Source organism: Nonomuraea sp. NPDC049714, assembly GCF_044465295.1.
Classification (GTDB): domain Bacteria; phylum Actinomycetota; class Actinomycetes; order Streptosporangiales; family Streptosporangiaceae; genus Nonomuraea.
Genome location: NZ_JBITLM010000022.1, coordinates 23474 through 46493 on the forward strand (window position 1 = coordinate 23474; position 23020 = coordinate 46493).

Annotated in this window: 6 protein-coding genes and 2 pseudogenes; all 8 read right to left on the minus strand. The window is 72.6% G+C overall.

Translation table 11 applies throughout. The features are described 5' to 3' along the window. Nucleotides 1-15: 15 nt before the first annotated feature. A pseudogene (locus ACIBQX_RS48235) lies at nt 16-816 on the minus strand (polyketide synthase); the annotation flags it as partial. Next, nucleotides 814-4065 (minus strand): annotated as a pseudogene (locus tag ACIBQX_RS48240) (type I polyketide synthase); the annotation flags it as partial. The pseudogenes ACIBQX_RS48235 and ACIBQX_RS48240, both read right to left, overlap by 3 nt. Before the next feature lie 49 nt (nt 4066-4114). After that, nucleotides 4115-5194: an HAD-IIIC family phosphatase gene (locus ACIBQX_RS48245; protein WP_397017126.1), complete on the minus strand. Its 1080-nt coding sequence runs from the start codon at nt 5192-5194 to the stop codon at nt 4115-4117. 42 nt (nt 5195-5236) lie between these two features. Continuing rightward, on the minus strand, nt 5237-6358 hold the full coding sequence (locus ACIBQX_RS48250) for an acyl-CoA dehydrogenase family protein (RefSeq protein ID WP_397017128.1): 1122 nt from the start codon (nt 6356-6358) through the stop codon (nt 5237-5239). After that, on the minus strand, nt 6351-6641 hold the full coding sequence (locus tag ACIBQX_RS48255) for an acyl carrier protein (RefSeq protein WP_397017130.1): 291 nt from the start codon (nt 6639-6641) through the stop codon (nt 6351-6353). The genes ACIBQX_RS48250 and ACIBQX_RS48255 overlap by 8 nt, the downstream gene beginning before the upstream one ends. Next, nucleotides 6638-7504, minus strand: coding sequence for a 3-hydroxyacyl-CoA dehydrogenase family protein (locus ACIBQX_RS48260; protein WP_397017132.1), 867 nt, complete (start codon nt 7502-7504; stop codon nt 6638-6640). The genes ACIBQX_RS48255 and ACIBQX_RS48260 overlap by 4 nt, the downstream gene beginning before the upstream one ends. A gap of 85 nt (nt 7505-7589) precedes the next feature. After that, nucleotides 7590-8618 (minus strand): enoyl-CoA hydratase/isomerase family protein, encoded by a 1029-nt coding sequence (locus ACIBQX_RS48265; RefSeq protein WP_397017134.1) that lies wholly within the window; start codon nt 8616-8618, stop codon nt 7590-7592. A 62-nt stretch (nt 8619-8680) separates the two neighbouring features. Further along, nucleotides 8681-22996 (minus strand): type I polyketide synthase, encoded by a 14316-nt coding sequence (locus ACIBQX_RS48270; RefSeq protein WP_397017136.1) that lies wholly within the window; start codon nt 22994-22996, stop codon nt 8681-8683. Nucleotides 22997-23020 lie beyond the last annotated feature (24 nt).

Sequence of the window (23020 nt, forward strand, 5' to 3'; positions counted from 1 at the left end):
GCGGGCGTCGGACAGGCGTTCCAGCAGGACGACGCCGGCGCCCTCGGCCATGCCCATGCCGTCGGCGGCTGCCGAGAACGCCTTGCACCGGCCGTCCGAGGCCAGCCCGTGCTGCCGGGTGAACCAGGTCAGCCAGGACGGGGTGGCGTGCACGGTCACCCCACCGGCGAGGGCCAGCGCGCACTCCCCGCCCCGCAGGGCCTGCGCGGCCAGGTGCAGGGCCACCAGGGACGACGAGCAGGCCGTGTCGACGGTCACCGCGGGCCCTTCGAGCCCGAAGGTGTAGGCGACCCGGCCGGACAGCACGCTGGTGGCGTTGCCGGTCCGCAGGTGTCCTTCCAGCTCCGAGGGGCCGCCGTCGCCGTAGCCGGAGGAGGCGGCGCCGATGAAGACGCCGGTGGCCGAGCCGCGCAGCCGCTGCACGTCGATCCCGGCGCGTTCCAGGGCTTCCCAGGAGGTCTCCAGCAGGAGCCGCTGCTGCGGGTCCATCGCCAGTGCCTCGCGCGGGCTGATCCCGAAGAAGGCCGGGTCGAAGTCGGCGGCGTCGGGCAGGTACCCGCCACGAAGCGCCGGAGCGAGGTCACCGAGATCGTCCAGGTCCCAGCCCCGATCGGTGGGCACGTCCCCGATCGCGTCCCCACCGGCGACCAGCAGCTCCCAGAGGCTCTCCGGGTCGTGGACGCCGCCGGGGAGCCGGCAGCTCATGGCCACGATCGCGATCGGCTCGTCGGTGACCGCACCGGCGGTGGCGCTGGCGGCCGGGGTCGCCGGGGCTTCGGTGGTGCCGAGCAGCTGGGCCCGGACGAACCCGGCCAAGGCAGCCGGAGTCGGGTAGTCGAAGATCAGCGAGGTGGGCAACCGCAGGCCGGTGGCCGCGTTCAACCGGGTGCGCAGCTCCACCCCGGCCGGCGAGTCGAGCCCGATCTCCTTGAAGGTACGGCCCGGCTGGACCGCCTCGGGCGTGGGATGCCCGAGCACGGCGGCGGCGTGGGCCTGGATCAGCTCCAGCAGGACCCGCATCTGCTCCCCGGCCGGCAGCCCGGCGATCCGCTCCCGCGCCCCGCCGCCGCTCCCGGTGGCGGTCCCGGCGTCGCTTCCGGTGGCGGTCCCGGCGGCGGAGTCCTCCTCCGGTGGGACCGGCACGACGGCGTCGCGGGGGGTGGCTCCGGCGTCGAGCCAGAACCGCCGGTGCTCGAAGGCGTACGTGGGCAGGTCGATCCGGCGTGCGCTCGGCAGGACCGCCGGCCAGTCGACCTGGACGCCGTGGACGTGCGCCTCCGCCAGGGAGGTGAGGATCCGGTCCTGGCCGCCGGCGTCCCGGCGCAGCGTTCCGGTGACGACCGGGGCCGGGCGCAGCAGCAGGGCGCTGCCGGAACCGCCGTCGGCCGCCGAGCCGGGGGTGTCGAGCCGGGCCTCGGCCTGGCGACGGGCCTGTTCGAGGGTGGCGCCGATCGCCCCGGTCAGCACAGGATGCGGGGAGACCTCGATGAACACGTCATGCCCGGCCCGCTCCAGCGTCTCGACGGCCTGCGAGAACAGCACCGGCCGGCGCAGATTCGCGTACCAGTACTCGGCTCCGGCCGTGGTGCCGTCCAGGAGCTCGCCGGTGACCGTAGAGACCATCGCGGTCGTCCCCTGGTCGGGGCTGATGTCGCCGAGGGCGGCGAGAAGTTCGTCGCGGATGTCGTCGATCTGCCGGCTGTGCGAGGCGTAGTCGGCCGGGACGACCCGGGTACGCACGCCGTCCCGCTCGCAGTCGGCGGCGATCTGCCGCAGCACGCCGAGGTCGCCGGTGATGACGGTCGCGTCCGGGCTGTTGACGACGCCGACCGTGGCCTGATCCGGGTACGGTGCCAGCCGGGCCGTGACCGCTTCGAGCGACTCGGCGATCGACAACATCCCGCCCCGCCCGGCCAGCGACCGGACCATCCGGCTGCGCAGGGCCGTGATCCTCGCCGCGTCCTCGAGCGAGAGGACGCCGGCCACGCACGCCGCCGCGATCTCGCCCTGACTGTGGCCGACCACCGTCTCCGGGGTCACCCCTGCGGCCTGCCAGACGGCGGCCAGGGAGACCATCATCGCGAACAGGGCCGGCTGGACGACGTCGTCGCGATCGAGTCCCGGGGCGCCGGCGGCGCCGGCCAGGACGTCGTACAGGTTCCAGTCGAGGTACGGGGCGAGCGCCCGCTCGCATTCGGCCAGCCGGGCGGCGAACACGGGTGACGCCACGGCCAGCTCGCGGCCCATACCCGCCCACTGCGAGCCCTGGCCGGGAAAGACGAACACCACCCGGCGCGTACGCTCACCAGCAGATTCGGTGACCCCACCGACCACCGCCGCCGCCGGCCGCCCAGCAGCCAGCGCGTCCAGGCCTGCCGTCAACTCCTCGAAGCCGGTGCCGACGATCACCGCCCGATGGTCGAACGCCGTCCGAGTGGTGGCGAGCGACCAGGCGATATCGGCCGGATCACCGATCTCGGGTCCCACCGCACCAGCGACGGCACCGGCATCGGTGGCGGTGGCGGTGGCGGGACCAGCGGCGGTGGCGGCGGTGGAGTACGGGTCGGCGTCGCCGGGTTGGCCGGCCGCGACGAATTCGGCCAGGCGTTGCGCCTGTCCGCTCAGGGCTGTCGCCGTACGGCCCGAGATCAGCCACGCCGTCGGACCACCTGGACGAACGAACGGCACTGCCCGGGTGTCGGCCTTGCCTGAGGCGTCGCCGCCCTCGACCTCGCCGCCGTTGGCGGTGTGTCGGGCGGTCGGCCGGGCCTCCTCAAGGATGGCGTGGGCGTTGGTGCCGCTGATCCCGAACGACGACACCCCCGCCCGGCGGGCGCGGCCGGAGTCGGGCCACGGCTGGGCCTCGGTGAGCAGTCGCAGCCCGGATGAGGGCCAGTCGACGTGCGGATTGGGCTCGCCGATGTTGAGCGAGGCCGGCAGCATCCCGTGCCGCAGGGCCATCACCGTCTTGATGACCCCGGCCACCCCGGCCGCGGCCTGGGTGTGGCCGATGTTGGACTTCAGCGATCCGATCAGCAGCGGGCGATCCGCGGCACGCCCCCGGCCGTAGGTGGCGGCCAGCGCGCGGGCCTCGGTCCGGTCCCCGAGCGGGGTGCCGGTGCCGTGGGCCTCGACCGCGTCGACGTCGTCGGTGGTCAGGCCCGCGCCGGCCAGGGCCTGCGCGATGACGGCCGCCTGGGCCAGGCCGTTCGGGGCGGTGAGGCCGTCGCTGTCGCCGTCGGAGTTGATCGCCGTTCCGCGTACGAGGGCGAGCACGCGATGGCCGTTGCGCAGGGCGTCGGGCAGCCGTTCGAGGACGACGAGGCCGACGCCTTCGGACCAGACGGTGCCGTCGGCGTCGGCGGAGAAGACCTTGGGGCGGCCGTCCGGGGCCAGGGCCCGCAGCCGGCTGAAGGCGACGAAGTTGCTCGGGGTGGACATCACCGACACCCCGCCGGCCAGCGCCAGGGAGCACTCGCCGTGACGGAGTGCCTGGGCGGCCAGGTGCAGGGCGACGAGGGAGCTGGAGGCGGAGGTGTCGACGGTCAGGGCCGGGCCGCGCAGCCCGAGGGAGTACGCGATCCGCCCGGACAGCACGCTGGTCGTGGTCCCGGTGAGCAGGTGCCCCTCGATGCCGTCGGGCGCCTCGTACAGGCGTGGGCCGTACTCACGTGGCTCGCCCCCGACGAAGACCCCGGTCCGGCTCCCCCGCAGGCTCAGCGGGTCGAGGCCCGATCGCTCCAGGGCCTCCCACGCCACCTCGAGGAGCAGCCGCTGCTGCGGGTCCATCGAGGTCGCCTCGCGCGGCGAGATGCCGAAGAAGTCCGGGTCGAACCCCGCGACGTCGTCCAGGAAACCGCCTCGATCGACATAGCTGGTCCCGGGGTGGCCGGGGTCGTCGTCGTACAGGGAATCGAGGCTCCACCCGCGGTCGCGCGGGAAGGACGACAGGACCTCGCGCCCGGTGACGGCGACCTGCCACAGGTCTTCCGGCGATCGGACTCCGCCGGGGTAGCGGCAGCTCATGCCGACGACGGCCAGCGGCAGGTGCTCGGACTCGCTCATGGTGTGCTCCACATTTCCCTCGCCGGAAGCGGCTGTCGGTCCGGTGGTCCTAGATCGATGTCGCCACGGTCAGATCGGGTGAGACGAGCCGCATCGTGGTCGGATCCGCACGGCGGGCGGTGACCAGGTGCAGGCACTGGATGTCGGCGAAGCGCTCGACGCCGGCGAGGCACGCACACGGATCCTGGGTGAATCCGGCGAAGCGGTAGGCGATCTCCATCATCCGGTTGCGGTCGGTGGGCCGGAAGTCGGCGGCCAGGTGCACGCCGGCCTGGGCGGCCTGGTCGACCAGCCAGTTCAGCAGCACCGTCCCAGCGCCGAAGGTGACCACCCGGCAGGAGGTCGCGAGCAGCTTGAGATGCCAGACGCCGGGGTGGCGTTCCAGCAGCAGGACGCCGACCGCGCCGTGCGGGCCGAACCGGTCGGTGAGGGTGATGGTGAGGACCTCGTGGCCGGGGTCGGCCAGCAGACCGCGCAGGGCTTGGTCGGAGTAGTGCACCCCGGTGGCGTTCATCTGGCTGGTGCGCAGGGTGAGCTCCTCGACCCGGGACAGGTCGTCCTCGTCGGCGCGCTTGATCTCCATGACCAGGTCGAGGGAGCGCAGGAAGTCCTCGTCCGGGCCGTTGAAGGAGTCCTTCTCCACCGTGCGCAGCGCGTTGGCCCGGTACATCTCGCGGCGGCGGCGGGCGTCGACGGTGACGATCGCGGGGCTGAACTCGGGCCGGTCGAGCAGGGACAGAACGTCCTGGTCGGTGTAGCTGCGCACCTCGGGGGCGTGGTAGGCGACCTCGGCCCGCTCGGTCGGCGTGTCGTCGACGAACGCGATGGTGGTGAGCGCGAACTGGAGCTCCTTCGCGATCGCGATCACGGCGTCGGACTTGCGGCCCCAGCTGATCCGCGGGACCAGGAAGTACTCGGCGACGCCGAGCTCCTCCAGCCGCTTCCAGGCCAGGTCGTGATCGTTCTTGCTGGCGATGGACTGCAGGATGCCGCGGGAGTCGAGTTCGACGATGACGGCGCGGACCTCGTCGGACAGGTGGACGTCCGAGTCCTCCAGCAGGGTGCCCTGCCAGAGGGTGTTGTCGAGGTCCCAGACCAGGCACTTGACGAGAGTGGGCATTGCGGACATGCGAGGGGCCTCCATACGGCACCGCGATCAGGAGTGATGTGGTCAGAGCGCTGCGGAAAGGGCGTGGTCGGCCAGGATGAGCTGGCAGATCTCGTTGCTTCCTTCGATGATCTCCATCAGCTTGGCGTCGCGATAAGCGCGGGCGACCACGTGCCCGTCCATCGCCCCGGCCGAGCCGAGCACCTGGACGGCGGCGGCGGCGCTGTCGGCGGCCTGCCTGGCGCTGACGTGCTTGGCCAGCACGGTCGCGATCACCATGTCCGGTGCGAACGACTGCCAGGCCGCGCTGGCGTGCTCGCAGACTCGGGTGGCGATCTGCTCGGCGACGAGGAGTTCGGCGAGGTGACGGGCGACGAGCTGGTGCTCGCCGATCCGCTTGCCGAACTGCTCACGGTGCTTGGCGTGCTCGGTCGCCGCTTTCAGGCAGGCCCGGACGATCCCGGCGCAGCCCCAGGCAACGGAGATCCGGCCGTAGGACAGGGCGGTGGTGTAGAGCATGGACAGGTCCTGGCCGCCACCGCCGAGCAGGTGATCGGCCGGGAGCCGGACGTCGTTCAGGCGGACGTGCCAGTGTCCGGCGGCGCGGCAGCCGAGCACGGGCGTGGCGATCGGGACCAGCTCCACCCCGGGGGCGGACGCGGGGACCACGACGACGGCGGCCTCGTCCCCCTGACGGCCGAGGATCATCAGCTGGTCGGCGTACCGGGCTCCGGTCACCCACTTCTTCTCACCGGTGACGACGACGCTGTCGCCGTCGTGCCGGATCCGGGTCCGCATCGCGGCCAGGTCGCTGCCGGCGCCGGGCTCGCTGAAGCCCACGGCGGCCAGCCGCCCGCCGGTCAGCTCGGCGAGGTACGCGCGCCGCTGGGCCCGGTCCCCGAACCGGGACACCATCCAGGCGGCCATCCCGTGCGAGGTCATGATGCTGCGGGTGGAGCCGCACAGGCTGCCGACGTAGGCCGTGAGCTCGCCGTTCTGCCCGCTGTCGAGCCCGAGCCCGCCGGCGGAGGCGGGGACCTCGGCGCAGAGCAGGCCGCGGGCGCCGAGGTCGCGCAGCAGGCCGATCGGCAGTTCGCCGGAGAGGTCCCACTGCTCGGCCCGATCGGCGATGAGCTCGCCGATCAGGGCGCGCTCGTCGTCCAGCGGCTTGGCCTGTTCAGGCATCGGGGGCCGCGCCGTCCTCGGACAGGCGCAGCACCAGTGCGGCCATCACCTGGGCGGTGCGGAAGTTGTCGATTCTCAGCTCGGGGCCGATGATCGCGATGTCGTAGGTCGATTCGAGGTGGACGACCAGCTGCATGGCGAACATCGAGGAGACCAGGCCGGAGGCGAAGATGTCGTCGCCGGGCTTGATCTCGGTGCCGGTCTTCTCGGTGAGGTAGTCGGTCAGCGCGAGCTCGACGGCCTCGGCCTTCAGGGGGCTCGTCGCGGCGATCTGGTCGGTCATGACGCGACCTTTCTGTAGTCGTAGAAACCTTCGTCGGTCTTGCGGCCGTGCTTGCCCGCGCGCACCAGGTCGAGCAGGAGGTCGCAGGGCCGGCAACCGGGGTCGCCGGTCCGCGCGTAGAGAACGTTGAGGGAGTCGACCAGGTTGTCCAGGCCGATGAGATCGGCGGTCCGCAGCGGCCCGGTCGCATGCCCGAGGCAGCCCTCCAGCAGGCCGTCGACCACCTCGACCGGGGCGACGCCATCCTGGACGAGCTTGGCGGCGCTGTTGATCAGCGGGTGCAGCACCCGATTGATCACGAATCCGGGGGCGTCGTCGACGACGAGTGCGGTGCGGCCGAGGGTTTCGAGCAGGTCGGTGACCGCCGCCATGGTCGCGTCGCCGGTGCGCGGGCCGCGGATCACCTCGACCATTTCGATCATGTACGCGGGGTTCATGAAGTGGACGCCGACGAGTTCGTCGGCGCGGGCGGCCGCGGACGCCAGCTCGTCGATCGGGATGCAGGAGGTGTTCGAGATCAGCAGGGTCCCGGGCCGGGCGATGCCGGAGACCTCGCCGATCACCTTGGCCTTGGTCTCGGGCACCTCGGTGACGGCCTCGATCACGGTCGTGGCGTCGGCCGCGTCCGTCATCGACACGCTGGTGACCAGCTCGGCGGGCGTGCGGCCGGCCGGCAGCTTGCCCATCAGCTGGGCGTGCCGCAGCTTGACGGCGATCGTCTCCCTCGCCTGGGCCAGCACCTCTTCGCTGACGTCGACGAGCACGACGGGGACACCGTGGCCGAGGGCCAGGGCGGAGATGTTCGTGCCCATCACCCCGCCGCCCACGACGGCCAGGCGGTGATCATGTGGATGGGTGCTCATGTACGACTCCTTCACAGTTCGGCGAGCCACTGATTGATCGTCCGGGCGGTGGTGTCCGCGTGATCTCCCCGGCCGGTAGCGCTGGTCACGGCGGCACCGGTCCGCCCGCGGGGACGTTCATGTCGAGCGCGGTACCTTCGGTCCAGGGCTCGGGCCGGGTCAGGAACACCGAGTCGCCGTCGGTGCCCTCCTGCATCTGCACCCACCGCCGCGTCGCGGCCTGGGTGGTCGGTGACGAGATGCTCATCAGCGCGGCGACGGCCTCTTGGCTGAGACTGGCTCGGGCCGAGGTGGCGTGGGCGTCGTTGAAGATCTGTTTCTGCAGGGCCACGGCCTTGCGAGGCCGCCTGGCACATCGCTCCGCCATCTGCTGGACGATGTCCAACAGGTCCTCGGCCGGCACGACCCGGTTCACCAGCCCCAGCTCCAGCGCCTCCTGCGGTGCGTAGAACCGCGCTTCGAGCATCATTTCCAAGGCCCGGGAGTGCCCGACGAGCTGGGTGAGCCGCTGGGCGCCCAGGGAGGTGGTCAACCCCAGCGCCAGTTCGGGCAGGCCGAAACTGGCGTCACGATCAGCCGATACGCGGATGTCGAAGAAGACCGACAGCTCCAGGCCGCCGCCGCCGCAGGGCCCGTTCACCGCGGCGATCCACACCGCCGGGGAGTACATCAGCCGCAGCGCCATGTCCTGGAACCGCGCCGCCGCCAGCAGTCCTTTCAGGAAGGAACGCGCGACCAGACGTTCGCCCCTCGAGCGCATCATGGCCCGCACGATCCGGTACAGGTTCCGGGCGACCGCACGCGAGATCTCCGCTGCGCCGTCCGCCTCGGAGGACAACTGGGCGATGTCGAAGTGGGTGATGAACCGGCCGGGCCGGGCACCGGTGACGACGACCGCGCCGACCGAAGCGTCGTGCTCCACCGCCTCGACGAGCCGGATGAAGTCCTGTTGCATCGCCGAGGTCATGTAGTTGAACGGCGGGGCGTCCACCCGCGCCGTCAGCACCCGGCCCGACTGCTCCAGCCGCAACGTGGACAGCCGGAGGCCCGCTGCGCCACCGTCCACCGGCCGGCGATCCGTCTGTTCTCCATCGAGCGGAGCCGCACGATCCATGGGTCTGCCACCTCCTTCTGCCGCGTCCATCAGGTCCTACGCCGGTTTCGCCAGGGTCAGGGTCACGGGCGGAACCAGTCGTCGATCAGGCGGGCCGTGTCCTCCGCCTTCTCGGCGAGCATCGAGAAGTGATCCGCCTCGACCGTCCGTACGGCGTGCGCCGGGTCGAACGGCGTCGCCCGCCAGTAGTCCGACTCGGGTGCGACCTCGGAGAACGGCTGTGTGCACTGCACGAACAGCACCGGGGCGGTCACGTCCGCCGGTGGGAGGTCCTGCATGATGGCGGACCAGTGCACCATGGCCGACAGCCGCGCGCCGTCGAACCCGCCGAAAGCGGTCTCCATCCGCATGATGTACTGCAACACCTGCTCGGACAGCATCTCCGAAGCATCACCAGGGCGGGAGGGGAAGGAGTCCAGCATCACCACCCCCTCCGGTGTGATCCCCGACTTCTCCAGCACACCGGCCACGCCGTAGGCGAGAACGCCACCGGCCGAATGACCGACGAGCACGAACGGTTCCCCCTCAGCGGCCCGCTCGACGCCGTCCGCGATGCTCTGCAGGGCGATGTCGATCGTGGCGGGCAACGCCTCGCCGGCGGCATAGCCGAGCAGGGCAAGCGCCGAGACGTCTCTTTTCCCACGGAAATGCGCGGCGAAGCGCGCATATTGATGAACGCCACCGGTAACCGTGGAGGAACTCACACAGATCAGGCGAGGCCGGGCCGTGCCCTTGGCCAGCGTCACCGGCCTCGGGACTTCCCCGAGGGCGACAGCCGCGTCGTACCTGGGCCTGGTCCTGGCCACGGCATGCAGCAACCCCCATGCCTCCCCCGCTTTCCCGGAGCCGAAAGCGCCGCGGAACAGCTCCGCCACGGTGTCGCCCGCACCGGCCACCGCCGGGGTCGCGCTCGCCTGACCGGCATCCGCCGCGGTGACGAGCTCGTGCCGCAGCCACCGGGCCAGGCCGGCCGAACTCCCGCTCTCGAACACCGCGATCAGCGGGATCTGGCAGCCCACCGCCCGGGCCAGCACGCTACGCAGTTCGGCCGCGGTGAACGAGTCGACGCCCATCTCGAAGAACGCACGTTCGGGATCGACGTCCGAGGGATCGCTGTGACCGAGGACCGCGGCCACATGACGCCGTACCAGTTCCCGCAGCAACTCCTCCTGCTGCGCCTCCCCGAGCCCGACCAGCCGCTCCCGCACCGTGCCGGCCTCGGGCGCCGACGCGGTGCGGCGAACACGGCGGGCGGGCCTGTCCGCCCCGCGATCACCGGCCGAGGGGGCGGCGAGCGGGCCGTCCGTCACCCGGCGCAGCACCAGCGAATCCGCCGTCAGCACCAACTCCCCGGCCGGGTCCACCGCCACCAGCGACATCGCGTCCGCGCCGGTCCGGGTCAGCCGCACCCGCAGCGACGACGCCCCGGACGCGTGCAGGCACAGCTTGCGCCACGAGTGCGGCGACAACACGCCCTCCGAAGCGGCCGGCCCGGCGAAGGTCACCGCATGCGACACCGCGTCCAGCAGCGCCGGATGCACGCCGAACGAGCCCGCGTCGGAGGCCTCTGCCGGCAACGCGACCTCAGCGAACACCTCGCCGTCCCCGCCGCGCCAAGCGGCCCGCACCCCCTGGAAGACCGGACCGTACTCCACCCCCTGCTCCGCCAAGCGGTCGTACGCCCCGTCCAGGTCGATCACCGTGGCGTCCGGCGGCGGCCACGCCGCCGCCGGCCACGGCTCCGTGACCCGATCCCCGGCCGCCGCCAACACACCGCAGGCATGACGCGTCCACGGGCCGTCCTCGGCCGCCCCGGCGGGGCGGGCATAGATCGTCACCACCCGCCGGCCCGTCTCATCAGGGCCGTCCACCACCACCTGCACCGCGACCGCGGCTCGCTCCGCCGGCGCCAGCGGCGCGACGATGGTCAGCTCCTCCACCAGATCGCAGCCGACCTGGTCGCCCGCCCGGATCGCCAGCTCCAAGAACCCCGTGCCGGGGAAGACCACCGTTCCGGTCACCATGTGGTCGGCCAGCCACGGAAGCGTCCGCTCCCCCACACGCCCGGTCAGCACCACTCCGCCGCTACCGGCGAGACCCACCGCCGCACCGAGCAGCGGGTGGTACGCCGCCGTCTGTCCCAGCGCCGCCACGTCCCCTGGGGTGGAGCCGGCGTTCTCCGGCCAGTACCGCCGGCGCTCGAAGGCATACGTGGGCAGGTCGACCCGCCGGCCATGCTCCATGACAGTCGGCCAGTCCACCGTCACGCCCTCGACATGGGCCTTGGCCAGCCCGGTCAGCACCGCCTCCGCCGCCGGCAGCGACGGGTTCAGCATCGGGATGAACGGCGCCTCTTCGGTGAGCGCGGCCGGGCCCATCGCCGACAGCGTTCGGTCCGGGCCGATCTCGATGAACACCGAGACCCCTTGTGCCGCCATCGTGGCGACCGCGTCGGCGAACCGGACCGGCTGCCGCGCCTGAGCCGCCCAGTACCCGGCCTCCGGCGCCGTCACCAACGCACCCGACAACGCCCCGACCCAGGTCACCGCCGGAGGCGCGTACGCCAGACCCGCCGCCACCTCACCCAGCTCATCCAGCACCGGGTCCATCCGCGCCGAGTGGAACGCGTGACTCACCCGCAACCGGCGCACCCGCCTGCCCCGCCCTCGCCACTCTTCGAGGATCCGGTCCACGGCGGCGGCCTCACCCGAGATCACCACCGAGTCCGGTCCGTTCACCGCCGCCAGCGACACCTCCGGCTCACCCGCCAGAACGGCGGCCATCTCCGCCTCACCCGCCCCGACGGCGGCCATCGCGCCACCGGCAGGCAGGTCCTGCATGAGCCGGGCCCGCCTCGCCACCAACGCGCACGCGCCTTCAAGGGTCAGCACCCCGGCCGCGTACGCCGCCGCGATCTCGCCGACCGAATGACCGGCCACCACATCCGGCACGATCCCGGCCGCCGCCAGCAACGCCACCAGGCCGACCTCCACCGCGAACAACCCGGTCTGGGCGTACAAGGTCTGATCCGCCACATCCGTACCAGCCTGGAGAACCGGAACGCCGAGAACAACGTCCCGGATCGCCGACCCCAGCTCGGCCTCCAGCAGCGCCACCGCCTCATCGAACGCCGCCGCGAACACCGGCGACGCCGCATACAACTCAGCACCCATCCCCGCCCGCTGAGCACCCTGCCCCGCGAACACGAACCCGACCCGGCCGGACCGGCCAACCGGTACGGCACCCGAGGTCACGCCTGCCGTCGGCTCACCGGCGGCCAGCGTCGCCGCACCCGCGACCAGCTCATCCGTACCGGCGCCCAGCACGACCGCCCGATGCTCGAACGTCGACCGGGTCGTGGCCAGCGACCAGGCCACGTCGGCCGGATCAAGCTCCGGACGAGCGGACACATGAGCCGCCAACCGGCCCGCCTGCGCCGCCAGTGCCCTACCCGACCGCCCCGACACCAGCCACACCGGCGGCCCGCCCGCCAGCACCGGCACCGGCACGTCCGCCACCGGCACCGTGCCGGCGTCCTCATCTCCATGACGCGGCTCCGGCTCCGGTTCCGGTTCCGTAAGAAGCGGTGGTGCCTCCTCAAGGATGACGTGCGCATTGGTGCCGCTGATCCCGAACGACGACACCCCCGCCCGCCGCGGACGCCCACCCGCCGGCCATTCCTGCGCCTCGGCCAGCAACGTGATGTTCCCTGCCGCCCAGTCCACATGGGGCGTCGGCTCCTGCGCGTACAACGACCTCGGCAACAGGCCATGCCGCATCGCCAGCACCATTTTCATCACCCCGGCCGCACCCGCCGCCGCCTGGGTGTGCGCGATGTTCGACTTCACCGACCCCAGCCACAGCGGCCGATCCTCCGGCCGGTCCTGCCCGTACGTCGCCAGCAGCGCCTGCGCCTCGATCGGGTCGCCGAGCACCGTGCCGGTGCCGTGCGCCTCCACCACGTCCACATCCGACGGCGACAGCCGGGCGTTGGCGAGCGCGGCCCGGATCACCCGCTGCTGGGCAGGCCCGTTCGGCGCGGTCAGACCGTTCGACGCACCGTCCTGGTTCACCGCGCTCCCGCGCACCACCGCCAGCACCGAATGCCCGTTGCGCCGCGCGTCCGACAGCCGCTCCAGCACCAGGACGCCCACGCCCTCGGCCCAGCCCGTGCCATCCGCACTCGCCGCGAACGACTTGCACCGCCCGTCGGAGGCCAGCCCCTGCTGCTCGGCGAACGCCGCGAACGCCGCCGGCGTCGCCATCACCATCACGCCGCTGGCCAGCGCCAGCGAACACTCCCCCGACCGCAGCGCCTGGACGGCCAGATGCAACGTCACCAGCGAGGAGGAGCACGCGGTGTCCACGGTCACCGACGGCCCTTCCAGGCCCAGCACGTAGGACACGCGGCCGGACAGCACGGCTCCCGACGTACCCGTCAGCAGGAAACTCTCCGAACCGCTCCCCTCCAGACCGGCGCCATAACCGGTCGGGGTTCCCCCGGCGAAGACCCCGGTCTCGCTGCCGCGCAACGCGCGCGGCTGGATCCCCGCCCGTTCCAGCGCCTCCCACGAGGTCTCCAGCAGCAACCGCTGCTGCGGATCCATCGCCAGCGCCTCACGCGGGCTGACCCCGAAGAACACCGGATCGAAATCGCCCGCGTCATACAAGAACCCACCCTGCGCCGCGTCCGCTCCCGGCGCACCGAGCAGGGCGCCGTCCCAGCCCCGGTCCACCGGAAAGCCGGACACCGCGCTTTCGCCCGAAACCACCAGGTCCCACAACTGCTCCGGACCGCGCACCCCGCCGGGGTAACGACAGCCCATGCCGACGATCACGATCGGGTCGCCGTCCGCGACCGCCGTCATCGCAGGCGGGGCAGCGGCCGGAACATCGGCCGCCTCGCCCAGAAGTTCGGACTTCAGATGCCCGGCCAGCCGGGCCGGGGTCGGATAGTCGAAGATCAGCGTCGCCGGGAGCCGCACTCCGGCGAGCGCGGAGAGCCGATTCCGCAGCTCCACCGCGGTCAGGGAGTCGAAACCCGCTTCACTGAACGCCCGGTCGGCCTCGACCGCCTCCGGCGTGGGGTGGTGCAGCACCGCCGCCGCCTCCGAGCGGACCAGATCGGTGAGGATCTGGAGCTGTTCGGCCGGCGCACGCCCCGTCAGCCGCACGACCAGTTCTCCGGCCGGCCGGGATTCGGGGACAACGGCGCCACCGGCGGGCACCAACGCCCGGATGTCGGGCAGTTCCCGGAGGAAAGGAACCTGCTCCGGATCACTCAAGCCGGCAGCAATCTGGGCCCAGTCGATGTCCGACACGGTCAGCCCGGCCTCGCCGCCCTCCAGGGCCTGCCCGAGTATCTGCAGGGCCAGCTCGGGATCCAGCGCTCTGGTCGGTCCGCTGCCGACCCGGTGCTGCACCGTCGCGTCGGCCTGCGCCATGCCGCCCCCGGCCCACGCCCCCCAGGCGAGGGAGGTCGCGACCAGCCCGCGCCCGCGCCGGTTCTCGGCCAACGCGTCCAGATACGCGTTCGCCGCCGCGTAATTACCCTGCCCACCGCCACCGAACGTCGCCGCCGCCGAAGAGAACAACACGAACGCCGACAGATCCAGATCCGCCGTCAACTCATCGAGATGCGCCGCCCCACCGGCCTTCGCCGCCAGCACGTTCCCCAACCGGACCGGGCTCATCCGATCCAGCACCCCGTCATCGAGCACACCCGCGGTGTGCATCACTCCGGTCAAGCCATCGGCCGCCAGCCACTCCAGCAGCCCGGCCACGTCGTCTCGCCGCGCCACGTCACCGGCTACGACAGCGACGGCCGACCCCTCGGCCGCCATCCGCGCGGCCAACCGGGCGGCTCCCGCGGCTCCCGGCCCCGAACGGCTCCACAACACCACCCGGGCCGTGCCACGCTCGGCCAGCCACACCCCGACCCGCCCGCCGAGCGCCCCGGTCCCTCCGGTCACCAGCACAGTGCCGCGCGCGAAGGAGTCACGAACAGGGGAGTCACGGACGGCCGGTCCGGGAGCACCCACCGGTCGCGGCGCGCGGGTCAGCCTACGGCCGAAGATGCCGGCGGCACGAAGGGCGACCTGATCCTCGCCGCACCCGGCCAGCACACCCGCCAAGCGGACCCCGGCCCGCGCGTCGAGCACCACCGGCAGATCGATCAATCCGCCCCACCGATCCGGGTTCTCTATCGCCGCCACCCGGCCCAGGCCCAGCACCTGCGCCTGAACCGGACGCGAGACACCTCCCCGGGCACCGGCCGCCACCGCGCCCTGCGTCACCATCCACAACGGCGCGTCGATCCCGGCATCGCCCAGCGCCTGCACCAGGCCCACCGACCCGGCCAGACCGGCCGGGACGAAGGGGTGATCGGCCAGCGGCACCTCCTCCAAGGCCAGCAACGACAGCACGCCTGCCGGTTCGCCTTCCGCGAGCACCTCACCGATCCGGGCGGCCAGCACTTCCCGCGAGACATCCTGCGCGGCGACCGACGCCACGACGGTGCGCGCGCCCTGAGCGCCCAGCGCCCGGACACACTCCTCGGCCAGGCCCGCACCCGCCGGACCCGCCACCACCAGCCAGGTGCCCGTCAGGCGGGACGGCTCCGGATCGGCGACCGGCACCCAGGACACTCGGTAGCGCACATCCGAGGCCCGTGCCTCCTCCCGTTCCCGCTGCCGCCACGACGCCAGCACCGGCAGCACCTCACTGAACGGGCGCCCCGCGTCGACCTCCAGCGCACCGGCCAGACCAGCCAGATCACCACGCTCGACCGCCGCCCAGAACTGCGCCTCCGCCTCCGTCCCGCCTCCGGCCTGAACCGGGTTCGCGGCCGCCGCCGGGCTCTGCGGCCAGAACCACTGATGCCGGAACGCGTAGGTGGGCAGCTCGGCTCGCTGCCCGGCCGCCAGAACCGCCGGCCAGTCCACCCGTACGCCCTGAACGTGCGCCTGAGCCAGCCCGGTCAGCACCGCCTCGGCTGCCGGGACCTTCGGATTCAGCACTGGGATGAAACGTGCGTCCTGGTCGAGAACGGCCGCGCCCATCGAGGACAAGGTCCCGTCCGGGCCGATCTCGATGAACGTCGAGACGCCTTGAGCCGCCACCGTGGTGACCGCGTCGGCGAACCGGACCGGCCGCCGCGCCTGAGCCGCCCAGTACCCGGCCTCCGGGGCCGCGATCAGCTCGCCCGACAGGGCGCCCACCCACGGCACCGCCGGCATCCGGTGCTCCAGATCGGCGGCCACCTCGTCCAGCTCGGTCAGCACCGGGTCCATCCGCGCCGAGTGGAACGCGTGACTCACCCGCAACCGGCGCACCCGCCGGCCCCGCCCTCGCCACTCTTCAAGGATCCGGTCCACGGCGGCGGCCTCACCCGAGATCACCACCGAGTCCGGTCCGTTCACCGCCGCCAGCGACACCTCCGGCTCACCCGCCAGAACGGCGGCCATCTCCGCCTCACCCGCCCCGACGGCGGCCATCGCGCCACCGACAGGCAGGTCCTGCATGAGCCGGGCCCGCGCCGCCACCAACCGGCAGGCGTCTCCCAGGCTCAACACCCCGGCCGCATACGCCGCCGCAATCTCGCCGACCGAATGACCGGCCACCACATCCGGCACGATCCCGGCCGCCGCCAGCAACGCCACCAGGCCGACCTCCACCGCGAACAACCCGGTCTGGGCGTACAAGGTCTGATCCGCCACATCCGTACCAACCTGGAGAACCGGAACGCCGAGAACAACATCCCGGATCGCCGACCCCAGCTCGGCCTCCAGCAGCCCAACCGCCTCATCGAACGCCGCCGCGAACACCGGCGACGCCGCGTACAACTCAGCACCCATCCCCGCCCGCTGAGCACCCTGCCCCGCGAACACGAACCCGACCCGGCCCGACCGGGCCACCGCATCCGAGATCACCCGGCTCGCGGAACGTCCCGCCGAGACGGCGTCCAGGCCTCGTACGAACTCGGCGTGGTCATCGCCCAACACCACCGCGCGATGTTCGAAGGTCGACCGCGTGGTGGCCAGCGACCAGGCCACGTCGGCCGGATCAAGCTCCGGACGAGTGGACACATGAGCCGCCAACCGGCCCGCCTGCGCCGCCAGTGCCTTACCCGACCGCCCCGACACCAGCCACACCAGCGGCCCGCCCGCCAGCACCGGCACGGGCGCTGGGGTGTCCTCGACCGGCACGGTGTCGGCAGAGCCCTCGGATTCGGCCAGGGGTGCTTCCTCGATGATCACGTGGGCGTTGGTCCCGCTGATCCCGAACGCCGACACCCCCGCCCGCCGCGGACCGCCCGCCGCCGGCCATGCCGCCGGCTCCGCCAGGAGCCTGACGTTCCCAGCCGACCAGTCCACGTGCGGAGACGGCTCCCCCGCGTGCAGAGAAGCCGGCAACAGACCGTGCCGCAGAGCCAGCACCATCTTGATCACCCCGGCCGCACCCGCCGCCGCCTGAGTATGCGCGATGTTCGACTTCACCGACCCCAGCCACAACGGCCGCCCCTCCGGCCGATCCTGCCCATACGTCGCCAACAACGCCTGCGCCTCGATCGGATCACCCAGCACCGTCCCAGTGCCATGCGCCTCCACCACATCCACATCCGCTGCCGACAACCGAGCACTCGCCAACGCCGCACGAATCACCCGCTGCTGGGAGGGGCCGTTGGGCGCCGTCAGTCCGTTGGAGGCGCCGTCCTGGTTCACCGCGCTGCCGCGTACCACCGCCAGCACCGGATGCCCGTTCCTGTGCGCGTCCGACAGCCGCTCCAGCACGAGGACGCCCGCGCCCTCACCCCAGCCGGTGCCGTCGGCGCCGGCGCCGAACGACTTGCACCGCCCGTCGGAGGCCAGCCCCTGCTGCTGCGAGAACGCCGCGAACGCCGCCGGCGTCGCCATCACCGTCACTCCGCTGGCGAGCGCCAGCGTGCACTCCCCCGACCGCAACGCCTGCGCGGCCAGATGCAACGTCACCAAGGACGACGAACACGCCGTGTCCACCGTCACCGAAGGTCCCTCCAGACCCAGCACGTACGACAGCCGTCCCGAGAGCACGGCCCCAGCGGTGCCGGTCAGCAGAAAGCTCTCGGACCCGCTGCTTTCCAGGCCGGCGCCGTACCCGGTGGGCGTTCCCCCGGCGAACACCCCGGTCCGGCTGCCGCGCAACGACCGCGGCTCGATCCCCGCCCGCTCCAGCGCCTCCCACGACGTCTCCAGCAACAACCGCTGCTGCGGATCCATCGCCAGCGCCTCACGCGGACTGATCCCGAAGAACCCCGGATCGAAATCGCCCGCGTCGTGAAGGAACCCGCCCTGACGGGCGTACGCCGCGCTGGCATCCCCCTGGTCACCAAGGAGCGCGGCGTCCCAGCCCCGATTCACCGGAAAGCCGGACACCGCGTCCGTTTCGCCGACCAGCAACTCCCACAGCTGCTCCGGGCTGCGCACGCCGCCGGGCAGGCGACATCCCATCCCGACGATCGCGATCGGCTCGCCCTCCGTCACCGCCGTCACCATGGACGTGGCGGCCGGCCCATCGGCCGTGTCGCGCAGCAGTTCCGATCGCAGGTGATGCGCCAGCTGGGCCGGCGTCGGATAGTCGAAGATCAGCGTCGCCGGCAGTCGCGCCCCGGCAAGCGCGGAGATCCGATTCCGCAGCTCCACCGCGGTCAACGAGTCAAAGCCCACATCGCTGAACGCCCGATCGGCCTCGACCGCCTCCGGTGAGGGGTGGTGCAGCACCGTCGCCGCCTCGGACCGGATCACGTCGGTGAGGAGGCGGTGCTGTTCGTCCGGCGAGCGACCCGCCAGCAGCAGGGCCAGCTCTCCGGCCGGCCGGGACTCGGCGGCGCCGGCGGGCACGAGCGCCTGCACGTCGGGCAGTTCGCGAAGGAACGGAACCTGTTGCGGGTCGCTCAGCGTGGCGGCGATCTGGGCCCAGTCGATGTCCGACACGGTCAGCCCGGCCTCGCCGCCCTCCAGGGCCTGCCCGAGTATCTGCAGGGCCAGCTCGGGATCCAGCGCTCTGGTCGGTCCGCTGCCGACCCGGTGCTGCACCGTCGCGTCGGCCTGCGCCATGCCGCCACCGGCCCACGCCCCCCAGGCGAGGGAGGTCGCGACCAGCCCGCGCCCGCGCCGGTGCTCGGCCAACGCGTCCAGGTACGCGTTCGCCGCCGCGTAATTACCCTGCCCACCGCCACCGAACGTCGCCGCCGCCGAAGAGAACAACACGAACGCCGACAGATCCAGGCCCGCCGTCAGCTGGTCAAGATGCGCCGCCCCACCGGCTTTCGCCGCCAGAACGGTGGCCAGTCGTGCCGGGCTCATCCGATCCAGCACCCCGTCGTCGAGCGCGCCCGCGGTGTGCATGATCCCGGTCAGCGCCGGACCGTCCGCGGCGATCCAGTGGAGCAGCCCGGCCACCTCGTCCTTCCTGGCGACATCGCCGGTCAGGACCGCCACGGCCGCCCCCGTACCGGCCAGTCGCGCGGCCAGCCGGGAGACTCCCGCGGCCTCCGGTCCCGAACGGCTGCACAGCACCACCCGGGCCGCGCCCCGCTCGGCCAGCCACACCCCGACCCGCCCGCCGAGCGCCCCGGTCCCTCCGGTCACCAGCACCGTGCCCCGCGAGAAGGAGGCGTGCACCGCCGAGGTCAGACCACCGATCGGCCGAGGGGCTCGGACCAGTCGCCGGCCCCGGATCCCGGCGGCCCGGATGGCGACCTGATCCTCACCGCAGCCACCGAGCACACCCGCCAGCCGGGCCCCGGCCCGTGCGTCGAGAACCACCGGCAGGTCGATCAGCCCGCCCCAACGATCCGGACTCTCCATGGCCGCGACCCGGCCCAGGCCCAGAACCTGCGCCTGAACCGGACGTGACAGCACGTCCTGGGCATCGACCGCCACCGCGCCCTGCGTCACCATCCACAACGGCGCGTCGATCCCGGCGTCCCCCAGCGCCTGCACCAGGCCCACCGACCCGGCGAGACCGGCCGGCACATGGGGATGACCGGCCAGCGGTTCCTCCTCCACGGCGAGCAACGACAGCACCCCGGCCAAGGTCACGTCGCGCTCGGGTGAACCCGTCAGGACCTCATCGATCCGGGCCCTCAGCACCTCCCGGGAGATTTCCGCGGCGGCGACGGGGGCCACGACGGCCATCGCTCCTTGAGCGTTCAGCGCCCGTACGCACTCCGCGGCCAGATCGAGGCCGGCCGGGCCCGTCACCACCAGCCAGGTGCCCGTCAGGCGGGACGGCTCCGGATCGGCGACCGGCACCCAGGACACTCGGTAGCGCACATCCGAGGCCCGCGCCTCCTCCCGTTCCCGCTGCCGCCACGACGCCAGCACCGGCAGCACCTCACTGAACGGGCGCCCGGCATCGACCTCCAGCGCACCGGCCAGACCGGCCAGGTCGCCCTGCTCGACCGCCGCCCAGAACCGGGCCTCCACGGCCGAGCCCGAACCGGCCGTCCCCACGCCCGCCCCCGCGTCGGGCGTCGGCGAGGGCCAGAACCGCTGATGCTGGAACGCGTAGGTGGGCAGGTCGACTCGCTGTCCAGGCTCCAGGACGGCCGCCCAGTCGACCGTCACCCCATGGACGTGGGCCTTGGCCAGCCCGGTCAGCACGGCCTGCACCGCCGGAAGGGACGGGTTCAGCATCGGGATGAACGGCGCTTCTTCGGTGAGCGCGGCCGGACCCATCGCCGACAGGGTCCCGTCCGGGCCGATCTCGATGAACACCGACACGCCCAGCGCGGCCATCGCCGCCACCGAGTCCGCGAACCGGACCGCGCCACGGGCCTGGTCCGGCCAGTAGCCGGACTCCGGCGCCGTCACCAACGCACCCGACAGGGCTCCGACCCACGCCACCGCCGGAGGCGCGTACGCCAGACCGGCGGCCACCTCACCCAGCTCGTCCAGCACGGGATCCATCCGCGCCGAGTGGAACGCGTGACTCACCCGCAGCCGCCGACCCCGCCGGCCCCGCTCCCGCCACTGCGCCAGGACCTCGTCCACCGCGGCCTCATCACCGGAGATCACCACCGACGAGGTGCCGTTCACCGCCGCCAGGGACACCCCCGCCACCCCGGACAGCCCCGCCAGGATCTCCGCCTCGCTCGCCTCGACGGCGGCCATCGCCCCGCCCGCCGGCAACTCCTGCATCAGCCGGGCCCGCGCCGCCACCAGCCGGCACGCGTCCTCAAGGGTCAACACCCCCGCCGCGTACGCCGCCGCGATCTCGCCGACCGAATGACCGGCCACCACATCCGGTACGATCCCGGCCGCCGCCAGCAACGCCACCAGGCCGACCTCCACCGCGAACAACCCGGTCTGGGCGTACAAGGTCTGATCCGCCACATCCGTACCAGCCTGGAGACCCGGAACGCCGAGAACGACCTCCCGGATCGCCGACCCCAGCTCGGCCTCCAGCAGCGCCACCGCCTCATCGAACGCCGCCGCGAACACCGGCGACGCCGCGTACAACTCAGCACCCATCCCCGCCCGCTGAGCACCCTGCCCCGCGAACACGAACCCGACCCGGGCCACCCGGCCCGCCGTGACCGCCCCCGAGACCACGTGTGCCACCGACTCACCGCCGGCCAGCGCCTCCACCCCCGCGACCAGCCCGTCCGAACCGGCGACCCCCGTACCGACCCCCGGGACCAGCCCGTCCGAACCGGCGGCCCCCGCGTCAGCCCCCGGGACCGGCTCGCCCGGCCGGGTGCTCAGCACGACCGCCCGATGCTCCAGCACCGATCGCGTCGTCGCCAGCGACCAGGCCACGTCCACCGGATCCAGCCCCGCGCCACCCCGCACCAAGCCGGCCAGCCGCCCCGCCTGAGCCGCCAGCGCGGCCTCGGTGTGCCCGGAGATCAGCCAGGCCGGAGGCGCCCCCACCAGTACCCGGGACGAACGGTCCGGCGTCGCGGCCGAGCCTGACGCGCCGTCGTCCTGACCATCGCGGCCGTCGGCCCCGGCGGGAGGTGCTTCCTCGATGATCACGTGGGCGTTGGTGCCGCTGATCCCGAACGCCGACACCCCCGCCCGCCGCGGACCGCCCGCCGCCGGCCATGCCGCCGGCTCCGCCAGGAGCCTGACGTTCCCAGCCGACCAGTCCACGTGCGGAGACGGCTCCCCCGCGTGCAGAGAAGCCGGCAACAGACCGTGCCGCAGAGCCAGCACCATCTTGATCACCCCGGCCGCACCCGCCGCCGCCTGAGTATGCGCGATGTTCGACTTCACCGACCCCAGCCACAACGGCCGCCCCTCCGGCCGATCCTGCCCATACGTCGCCAACAACGCCTGCGCCTCGATCGGATCACCCAGCACCGTCCCAGTGCCATGCGCCTCCACCACATCCACATCCGCTGCCGACAACCGAGCACTCGCCAACGCAGCCCGGATCACCCGCTGCTGCGAAGGACCATTCGGCGCCGACAGTCCGTTCGACGCACCGTCCTGATTCACCGCACTCCCGCGCACCACCGCCAAGACCGGATGCCCGTTGCGGCGCGCGTCCGACAGCCGCTCCACCACCAGGACGGCGGCTCCCTCGCCCCAGCCCGTCCCGTCCGCGCCGGCGCCGAACGACTTGCACCGCCCGTCGGAGGCCAGCCCCTGCTGCTCGGCGAAGGCCGCGAACCCGGCCGGGGTCGCCATCACCGTCACCCCGCCCGCCAGCGCCAGCGTGCACTCCCCCGACCGCAACGCCTGCACCGCCAGGTGCAGGGCCACCAGCGAGGACGAACACGCCGTGTCCACCGTCACCGACGGCCCTTCCAGGCCCAGCACGTACGACACCCGGCCCGAGATGACGGCCCCCGAGGTACCGGTGAGCAGATATCCCTCCGAACCGGTGCCTTCCAGGCCGGCGCCGTACCCGGTGGGCGTTCCCCCGGCGAACACCCCGGTCCGGCTGCCGCGCAACGACCGCGGCTCGATCCCCGCCCGCTCCAGCGCCTCCCACGACGTCTCCAGCAACAACCGCTGCTGCGGATCCATCGCCAGCGCCTCACGCGGACTGATCCCGAAGAACCCCGGATCGAAATCGCCCACGTCGTAGATGAACCCGCCCTGCGCCGCGGACGAGGCGGAGCCGTCGAGCCCCGGCGCGCCGAACATGGCGGTGTCCCACCCCCGGTCCACCGGAAAACCGGACACGGCGTCGGTACCCGAGGCCAGGAGCTCCCAGAACTGCTCGGGGCCACGGACACCGCCCGGAAAACGGCATCCCATCCCGACGATCGCGATCGGCTCGGTCAAAGAGGCCGTGAAGCGCTTGTTCTGACGCCGCAGGCGCTCGTTGTCCACCAGCGATCCCCGCAGCGCCGCGACCAGATCTTCCGTAGACGATGCCACCTTGGGCTCCTTTTCACTCTTGCC

Excerpts from the sequence above, each read along its gene's own strand:
- ACIBQX_RS48245 (WP_397017126.1), bottom strand. The coding sequence starts at position 5,194 with ATGTCCGCAATGCCCACTCTCGTCAAGTGCCTGGTCTGGGACCTCGAC.
- ACIBQX_RS48250 (WP_397017128.1), bottom strand. The coding sequence starts at position 6,358 with ATGCCTGAACAGGCCAAGCCGCTGGACGACGAGCGCGCCCTGATCGGC.
- ACIBQX_RS48255 (WP_397017130.1), bottom strand. The coding sequence starts at position 6,641 with ATGACCGACCAGATCGCCGCGACGAGCCCCCTGAAGGCCGAGGCCGTC.
- ACIBQX_RS48260 (WP_397017132.1), bottom strand. The coding sequence starts at position 7,504 with ATGAGCACCCATCCACATGATCACCGCCTGGCCGTCGTGGGCGGCGGG.
- ACIBQX_RS48265 (WP_397017134.1), bottom strand. The coding sequence starts at position 8,618 with ATGGATCGTGCGGCTCCGCTCGATGGAGAACAGACGGATCGCCGGCCG.